This is a genomic window from Streptomyces sp. XM83C (genome assembly GCF_023072675.1).
GTDB lineage: Bacteria > Actinomycetota > Actinomycetes > Streptomycetales > Streptomycetaceae > Streptomyces > Streptomyces thermocoprophilus.
Genome location: NZ_JALLGL010000300.1, coordinates 1 through 7,376, shown reverse-complemented (window position 1 = coordinate 7,376; position 7,376 = coordinate 1). Strand labels below are relative to the sequence as shown.

Here is a 7,376-nt window from a genome sequence, read left to right as displayed (position 1 = left end):
GCTGAGGGCCGCTCGGGCGGGCGGGTGTGGACGCGGTCGGCGACGCGGGTGCCGGAGCCCTGCCGGGCGGTGAGCCAGCCCTCGGCGACCAGGTCGGCGTAGGCGTCGGCGACGGTGTTGCGGGCGATGCCGAGGTCGGCGGCGAGGGAGCGGGAGGACGGCAGGCGGGTGCCGGGGGCGAGGCGTCCGGTGCGGACGGCCTCGCGCAGGGCGTCGGTCAGGCCGCGGCGCAGGCCCGGACCGGCCGGTTCCAGGTGCAGGTCGATGCCGAAAGTGGCCCACGGTTCCGCCATGGGAATGGACCATACCGCTGGGCAGCTTCGTGTCTAGGGTCGAGGGCATGACGACACAGACCGATACTCACACCCCCGCCTCCCCGTCCGCACCCTCCGACGCCTATGCCCCGGCGGTCCCGCAGCGGCTGGCCTGGGCGAAGCTGGCGCCCGAGGTGTACAAGGCGATGATCCGGCTGGACACGGAGGCCAAGAAGGGCCTGGACCCCAAGCTGTACGAGCTGGTGAAGATCCGTGCCTCGCAGCTGAACCATTGCGCGTTCTGCCTGGACATGCACACCAAGGACGCGCTGGCGGCCGGTGAGAGCGTGCAGCGGATCGTGCAGCTCGACGCGTGGGAGGAGTCCCGGCACTTCTACACCGAGAAGGAGCTGGCCGCGCTGGAGCTGACGGAGGCGGTCACGGTCCTGACGGACGGGTTCGTGCCGGACGAGGTGTACGACAAGGCGGCGGCGCTGTTCGAGGAGGCGGAGCTGGCGCAGCTGATCGCCGCGATCACGGTGATCAACGCCTGGAACCGGTTCGGGGTGACGTGCCGGCTGACGCCGGGCAACTACCGGCCGGGGCAGCACGGGTGACGGCAGGCACGGCCCGTCCGGACGCCAGGGTCCGGGAGGTGACGCGGGCGGTGAGCGCCCCCGCGGACAAGAGGCTCGGCGACCCGGCTCTCGCCGAGCTGGTCCAGACCCGTCGTATCCCTTTGGGGAGCGCCGAAGGGTGAGCGCGGACATGGTCACGAAGGCGGAGGCGTTCCGGGCGCTGCATCACGGGCGGGCGTCCGGCGATCCGCTGGTGCTGCCCGGCCCGTGGGACGCGGCGAGCGCCCGTGTGTTCGCCGAGGCCGGATTCCCGGCGCTGGCCACGCCCAGTGCCGGGGTGGCCGCCGCGCTCGGGTACGAGGACGGGCAAACCCCGGCGGAGGAGATGTTCGCGGCGGTGGCCCGGATCGCGCGGGCGGTGGACGTGCCGGTGTCGGCGGATGTGGAGGACGGGTACGGGCTCGCGCCGGAGGAGCTGGTGGGGCGGCTGCTGGACGCCGGTGCCGTCGGCTGCAATCTGGAGGACTCGCGGGACGGCCGTCTGCTGGACGCGCGGGAGCAGGCCGAGTATCTCGCCGGGGTGCGGAAGGCGGCGGGCGGGCGGCTGTTCGTCAACGCCCGTATCGACACCTACCTGCGCGGGGTGACCGACCCGGACGCGACGATCGAGCGGGCCGCGCTGTATGTGGCGGCGGGCGCCGACTGCGTGTACCCGATCTTCGCCCCGCCAAAGGCGCTGCCGCTGCTGCGGGCCGGGATCGAGGGGCCCGTCAACGCCCACGCCGGGGTCGGGGCGAGCCCGACGCCCGCCGAGCTGGGGGCGCTGGGGGCCACGCGGATCACGTTCGGGCCGGGGCTGCAACGGGCGGCGACGACGGCGCTGCGGGAGATCACGAAGGGCCTGTGACGGAACACCCTGTGAGAAGGACTTGTAACGGAACGCCCTGCGAGCAGGGCCTGTGACGGAACGCCCTGTGTGGGACCCCGCCGTACGAAAATGCGAACAAATACACCCAAAAGTAGTCTGGGAGGATGCGCCGAGCACTGATGATCTCCGCAGCAGTGGCCGCGTCCCTGCTGCTCTGCCCCTCGGTCGCCACAGCAGTCGACGGTGACGATCTCAGCGCCGACGAGCTGGCCGAGCAGGCGAAGGACAACTTCCTCGAGGCGAAGTCGGTCCACCTCCGGTACACGGAACGCAGCGAGGCCCCGTCCGGTGACCGGACACGGCCCGCCGCGCTGGACCTCGCCCTGGACCAGGACGGCAACTGTGTGGGCTCGCTGACCATGGCCTCCGGCGGGGGCCATGTCGACCTGGTCAAACGCGGCGACCAGGTGTGGATGAAACCCGACGCGGCGTTCTGGAAGGCACAGCTCCCCGGCCCGCAGGGCAATGCGGCGGCGGAGCTGTTCAAGGACCGGTATGTCCACGGCACGACCGAGAACGACCTGCTGAAGGGCATGGCCGAGACCTGCGATCTGGCGGAGTTCCAACACGAGGTGGAGGGCGAGGTCACCGACGAGGCGGAGCTGACCAAGGGCGCCGAGACCACCCGCGACGGCACGGACGTGATCCCGCTGAGCAGCACCGACGACGGCAAGGAACACGTCTTGTACGTCACGTCGGACGAGCCGCACCTGCTGGCGGAGGCGACGGAGAAGAGCGGCAGCGCCGGCAAGGAGACCTTCATCGACCTGCGCTTCGACGACTACGACAAGCCGGTCCCGTCGAAGACGCCGCCCCCGGACGAGACGGTCGAGGTGGACCGCCTGCAACAGCTGGGCGCCTGAGGGCACTTGACGCTACGGCGTTCCGGGCCCCGGCGGCCACGGCCAGGGCGGCTCCTCCACCTCGGGTTCGTCGGCGTCCGGGTCGTCGATGCCGAGGCGCAGCCCTCGGGAGGTGACGAGCCGGACCATCTCGGCCAGGCTCTCCGCCAACCGCACGCACACGAACCGCAGTTCCTGCGCGCCGAGCCTGTCCGGGGACTCCAGCATCCCCCGGGCCCGCGCCAGCACCTCGCGCGCGTCGCGCAGTTGGTCGGCCTCGATGGCGTCGGCCATCCCGGACAGCAACCCGCCCTCGCTGGCGGCCGACAGCCAGCAGGGCTTGCCTTCGTGGGTCCAGGGGAGGAGGCGGGGGCGGGTCTTGTCCTGGGGTAAGCCGTTGTGCGTCTTCGGGTTCGCCATGCGGCAAGGGTCCCGCCGTGCGGGCAGAACCCACAGGGATGGAACGTCCCCCTTTTTCGCCCTTACGTGACCAATCCCAGGAACTCGGCGAGTTTCCGCAGTCCGGGTGGGCGCCTGGGGCCCGCCCAGAGGTCACCGACGATGGCGACGGCGAGGGTGTGGTGCCTCATCCACGCGGGTGCGACCTGGCGAAGTCGGGTGAGTGCCTTGACGGCGCCGTCCGCGTCGCCGAGGTCGGCATGGGCACGCGCGACGTCCAGGAGGAGCCAGGTGCGCCATGACGGTGGGGTGTCGGCGGACAGGCGCACTCCCTTGGCGAGTTGGAGGGCCTCGTCGGGGCGGGCGTGCTGGACCGCGAGCCGTACCCGTTCGATGCGGACCGACGAGCGGCTGAAGACGGACACCAGCTTGCCGTCGGCAGGTGGGGGAAGTTTCGCGAGCTGTTTCGTGGCCTCTTCGGCGACGCCCATCATGTCGGAGGCCGTGTCATAGTCCCCGGAGCGGGCCGCGGAGGTCGCCGCGGACATCACCAGACCGCCCCAGACCCGGACGCTCTCGGCCGTGTTCCACCGGCTCTGCTCGACCTTGTCCGCCGCGTGGACGGCCAGGCGCTCGGCGTCGTCGAGCCGGTTCTGGCGCTGGTAGTTCCAGGCGACCGAGTTGGCGATCATCGACGGGAGCAGCGGGTCGGAGGACTGTTCCGCCGCCGTCATCGCCCGCTCCAGGGCGGACAGGGCGAGGTCCACCTTGCCGAGGCGGATCGCCAGATGGCCCGCGAGCTGGAGGGCCTTGCCGAGGGCAGCCTGGCCTGCCGCCCGGTCCTCCGCCGTACCCACGGACGCCAGGAAACGGGCGTCGTCGACGATGCCCGGCAGCACGTCCATGAGCCGCCCGAAGTCGGCGTCGTGGTAGACCGTCCACGCTTCGGACAGTTCCCGGCGCATCAACGGCACGGTCAGGCGCTCGGTGTCGCTCGGCTCCGGCGGCGGCGCGAACATCGGTGGCGACACGGCACGCCGCAGGGCGACGAGTCGGGGCGTGTCCGCCTCGCCGGTGGACGGAACACCCGGAGGGTCACCGAGGAGGGCCGTCAGTTCGACGCCGAGCCCCTTGGCCAGCGCGTGGAGGGTGGGGAGGCGAGCCGAATGCTTGCGCTTCTGCTCCAGCTTCTTGATGACGTCGACCGAGATGCCCGACTTCTCCGCCAGGCTCTCCTGGGTGAGGTCGGCCATGCGCCGGAGCCGTGAGAGCCGGTCTCCCAGGTGCTCAACCATGCTTCGAGAGTACGGCGCCCGGCCCCGCTCCGTCTGACGTGTGATCAGGTCGTGCCCGTCAGGATCTCCCGTACCGCCCTCCGCAGCCAGGCATGGGCCGGGTCGGCGGTGTGGCGGGGGTGCCAGGCGAGGCCGAGGCGCAGGGGCGGCAGGGGCAACGGGACCTCGAAGGTGGCCAGGCCCAGGGCGTGGACGAGGGGCAGGCCCCAGGAGGTGATCAGGCCGACCAGGTCGGAGTCGCGCAGGACGAACAGGGACGCCGGGAAGGTGCTGACGCTGCCCACGACCTTCCGGGTGAGGCCCAGTTCGGCGAGCGCGGTGTCGACGGGGCCGTTGAGCCGGCCGCGTCGGGAGACCGTCAGATGGTCGGCCGCCGCGAAACGTTCCGGGGTGGGCTCGCCCTGAAGGAGGGGGTGTCCGGGGCGTACGACGCCGAGCATGCGGTCCTCGCACAGGTGCTCCCTGTGCACCTCGGGGGCCGTCGTGTCCAGGACGCCCACCTCCAGGTCGGCCGTGCCGTCCCGCAGGAACGGCTGTTCGCCGAGGGCCTCGCCGAGGAAGCGGATGCGGATGCCGGGCGCCTCGGCGGCGGCGCGGGCGTACAGGGCGGGGCCGTGGGAGGCGGCGACCGCGTCGTGGCCGAGGATCGTGAACGTGCGGCGTACCGAGCGCAGGTCGGTGTCGGCCGGGGCGAACAGCGCGCGGGCCCGTTCCACGACCGCGTTCACCTCGGCGCGTACGGCGAGCGCGCGCGGCGTGGGCACCATGCGGCGGCCTGCCCGCACCAGCACCGGGTCGCCGAGCGCCTTGCGGATACGGCCGAGGGTGCGGCTCATCGCGGGTTCGGACAGATGCAGCCGGCGGGCGGCGCCCTGCACGCTCTGCTCCTCCAGCAGCACGTCGAGCGCGAGCAGCAGGTTCAGGTCGACGCCGGCGGCGGCGTCGGGCGAGGGAGCTTCGGGTTGCGTCATGTGCAAGTGTTCCTTGCAGAAGTTGCACTGGAGGTAAGGACTGGGGCGAGCCTACGGTGACAGGGCATCCCACACCACTCGTCCGCTCCGGGAGGAGCCTTGTCCTCGCCTGCCCAGACACCGGCGCTGACCCGCCCGGTCGTCCTCGTCCTGTGCGCCTGTGTGCTCGTCGCACAGAGCATGGTCGCCGCCGTCAATCTGCTGATCCCGCAGCTGGCCGCGTCCTCGCCGCACCCCTCGCACACCCAACTGCTGTGGACGGTGGACGCCTACGTCATCGTCTTCGCCGGTCTGCTCATCCCCGCGGGCGCGCTCGGCGACCGCTACGGCCGCAAGGGGGCGCTGCTGGCCGGTCTCGCCCTGTTCGCCGCGGGCGCCGCTCTCAGCGCTCTCGCCCCGCATCCCGGGCTGTTGATCGCCGGGCGCGGCGTGTCCGGGGCGGGCGCGGCGCTGATCATGCCCGCCACCATGTCGATCATGGTGCAGTTGGCGGGGGCGGAGCGCCGCGCGTCCGCCATGGCGTCCTGGACGCTGGCGATCGGCCTGGGCGGCCTCGCCGGGAACCTCGGCGGTGGTCTGGCCGGTGAGTTCTTCGGCTGGCGTGCGCTGTTCGCGGTGATGGTGCCGCTGGCGGGGCTGCTGGCCCTCGCCGTGGCGCTGACGACGCCGCGCACCCCCCGCTCCCCGCGCAGCAACCTCGACCCGCTGGGCACGCTGCTGCTGACGGCCGGTCTGGTCGCCGTCCTGTACGGCATCATCGAGGGCCCCGAGCACGGCTGGGCGTCGCCGGACATCGGTGTGGCCTTCGCGGCGGGCGTGCTGCTGATCGCCGTGTTCACCCTGTACGCGCTGCGTGCGCGAGCCGCGCTGTTCGACCCGCGTGTGTTCCGGGCGCCCCGGCTGCGTGCCGTGACCCTCGGCATGGCCACCGGCTTCTTCGGCCTGTTCGCGCTGTTCTTCGTCAACTCGCAGTATCTACAGGACGTCAAGGGTTACGGCGCCGCCCTCACCGGCGTCGCCATCACCCCGCTCGTCGTCGGGATGAGCCTGGTGCCGAAGCTAGCGGCGCGCTGGGCGCCGTACCCGCGCACGGTGATCGGGGCGGGGCTCGCCCTCATCGGCGTCGGGCTGCTCGCCGTGTCCACGGCGGACGCGGGCACGCCGTACCCGCTGTACGCGTGCTTCCTGCTGGTCATCTCCGCCGGCATGGGCCTGTCGATGCCCGCGCTGACGCTCGGCGTGGTGACCTCGCTCCCGCCTCACCAGGCGGGGCTCGGCTCCGGGCTCGGCACCTCGGCCCGTGAACTCGGCGCCGCCCTCGGTGTCGCGGTCACCGGCACCGTCCTCGCCTCCCACCCGGACCTCTCCGACGGCATGGGGCCGGCGCTGCGTGTCGTCGCCGTGGTGGTGCTGGCGGCGACGGCTCTCGTGGTCGTCGGGCACGGCCGTGGCGCGGCAGGAGGCGGTGGTACGGCGGCTGCCCCCGGTGCGGGCGGTACGGCGGCGGGGGCCGGGGCGGACGGTGGCGTGGCTCGGCGCCGGACGCCTGCCGGGTGACCCGGCAGCGACTGCGGGGCGGGGCCGGCCGCTACGGCGGTCGCGCCCGGTTCCCCGTGCGGTTCCTCACCGTTCGCACCGCGCGCCCTGCGGGCAGAACGCCGCGAGGGCCGTGGTGAGCGGGGCGCGGACCCGGACCAGAGACAGGCTCTCCGGGCCGGCGGAGCGGATCGCGTACAGCGTGCCGTCGGCGGCCCGGAAGCGGTGGTCGATCACCCGGCGGGCGCCCTTGCCGGCGTCGTCGTAACGGTACGTCAGCTCCGCCCAGCCGGGGCCGGAGACCCGGTCGAGGGCGCGGTAGCCGGGCTGGGCGGAGAAGCCGTAGCCGGGGTCGTGCTCCGCGAGGTCGAGGGAGTCGGCCGGGGTCGGCTCCGACAGTTCGAAGATCTGCATCTGGCGCCCGTCGTCCGGGGAGTCCCAGTACACCACCGGTGCCTTCTCCCCCTGTATCTGCCGCCGGGTCCAGCCCTCGGGCACGTCGATCGTGTAGCCGACGGGGTCGGCGGTACGGCGGTAGCCGGAGGGCGGGGTGGACGGTGACGGGGGTGGGGT

The 7,376-nt window shown here is 72.7% G+C and carries 8 protein-coding genes and 1 pseudogene; 4 read left to right on the top strand and 5 right to left on the bottom strand.

Annotated elements, in window-relative coordinates; translation table 11 throughout:
• Positions 1-293, bottom strand: a 293-nt coding sequence (locus tag MTQ10_RS25270; protein WP_247472463.1) for a GntR family transcriptional regulator, incomplete at its 3' end; no start/stop codon positions are given.
• 47 nt (positions 294-340) lie between these two features.
• Between MTQ10_RS25270 and MTQ10_RS25265 the strand changes: the two genes are divergently transcribed.
• The 3 genes from MTQ10_RS25265 to MTQ10_RS25255 all read left to right on the top strand — a co-directional run bounded on the left by MTQ10_RS25265 (position 341) and on the right by MTQ10_RS25255 (position 2,623).
• Positions 341-871, top strand: coding sequence for a carboxymuconolactone decarboxylase family protein (locus tag MTQ10_RS25265; protein ID WP_247472462.1), 531 nt, complete (start codon positions 341-343; stop codon positions 869-871).
• A 151-nt stretch (positions 872-1,022) separates the two neighbouring features.
• On the top strand, positions 1,023-1,739 hold the full coding sequence (locus tag MTQ10_RS25260) for an isocitrate lyase/PEP mutase family protein (RefSeq protein ID WP_247472464.1): 717 nt from the start codon (positions 1,023-1,025) through the stop codon (positions 1,737-1,739).
• Between the two features lie 125 nt (positions 1,740-1,864).
• The gene (locus MTQ10_RS25255) at positions 1,865-2,623 is read left to right on the top strand and encodes a hypothetical protein (protein WP_247472461.1); all 759 of its coding nucleotides are present in this window, start codon (positions 1,865-1,867) and stop codon (positions 2,621-2,623) included.
• A gap of 12 nt (positions 2,624-2,635) precedes the next feature.
• Here the strand turns inward: MTQ10_RS25255 and MTQ10_RS25250 are convergent, their stop codons facing one another.
• The 3 genes from MTQ10_RS25250 to MTQ10_RS25240 form a co-directional block, all read right to left on the bottom strand.
• Positions 2,636-3,022, bottom strand: coding sequence for a hypothetical protein (locus MTQ10_RS25250; RefSeq protein ID WP_247472460.1), 387 nt, complete (start codon positions 3,020-3,022; stop codon positions 2,636-2,638).
• A 62-nt stretch (positions 3,023-3,084) separates the two neighbouring features.
• Positions 3,085-4,296 carry a helix-turn-helix domain-containing protein gene (locus MTQ10_RS25245; RefSeq protein WP_247472459.1) on the bottom strand — a complete coding sequence of 404 codons (1,212 nt, stop codon included), beginning with the start codon at positions 4,294-4,296 and terminating at the stop codon, positions 3,085-3,087.
• A 44-nt stretch (positions 4,297-4,340) separates the two neighbouring features.
• Entirely contained in the window at positions 4,341-5,267 is a 927-nt protein-coding gene (locus MTQ10_RS25240; RefSeq protein WP_247472458.1) for a LysR family transcriptional regulator, read from the bottom strand.
• Between the two features lie 99 nt (positions 5,268-5,366).
• Here MTQ10_RS25240 and MTQ10_RS25235 point away from each other — a divergent pair, with 99 nt between their 5' ends.
• Positions 5,367-6,824 (top strand): MFS transporter, encoded by a 1,458-nt coding sequence (locus MTQ10_RS25235; RefSeq protein ID WP_247472457.1) that lies wholly within the window; start codon positions 5,367-5,369, stop codon positions 6,822-6,824.
• A gap of 66 nt (positions 6,825-6,890) precedes the next feature.
• Here MTQ10_RS25235 and MTQ10_RS25230 read toward each other — a convergent pair.
• Positions 6,891-7,376 (bottom strand): annotated as a pseudogene (locus MTQ10_RS25230) (hypothetical protein); the annotation flags it as partial.

Excerpts from the sequence above, each read along its gene's own strand:
- MTQ10_RS25265 (WP_247472462.1), top strand. The coding sequence starts at position 341 with ATGACGACACAGACCGATACTCACACCCCCGCCTCCCCGTCCGCACCC.
- MTQ10_RS25245 (WP_247472459.1), bottom strand. The coding sequence starts at position 4,296 with ATGGTTGAGCACCTGGGAGACCGGCTCTCACGGCTCCGGCGCATGGCC.
- MTQ10_RS25260 (WP_247472464.1), top strand. The coding sequence starts at position 1,023 with ATGGTCACGAAGGCGGAGGCGTTCCGGGCGCTGCATCACGGGCGGGCG.
- MTQ10_RS25255 (WP_247472461.1), top strand. The coding sequence starts at position 1,865 with ATGCGCCGAGCACTGATGATCTCCGCAGCAGTGGCCGCGTCCCTGCTG.
- MTQ10_RS25240 (WP_247472458.1), bottom strand. The coding sequence starts at position 5,267 with ATGACGCAACCCGAAGCTCCCTCGCCCGACGCCGCCGCCGGCGTCGAC.
- MTQ10_RS25250 (WP_247472460.1), bottom strand. The coding sequence starts at position 3,022 with ATGGCGAACCCGAAGACGCACAACGGCTTACCCCAGGACAAGACCCGC.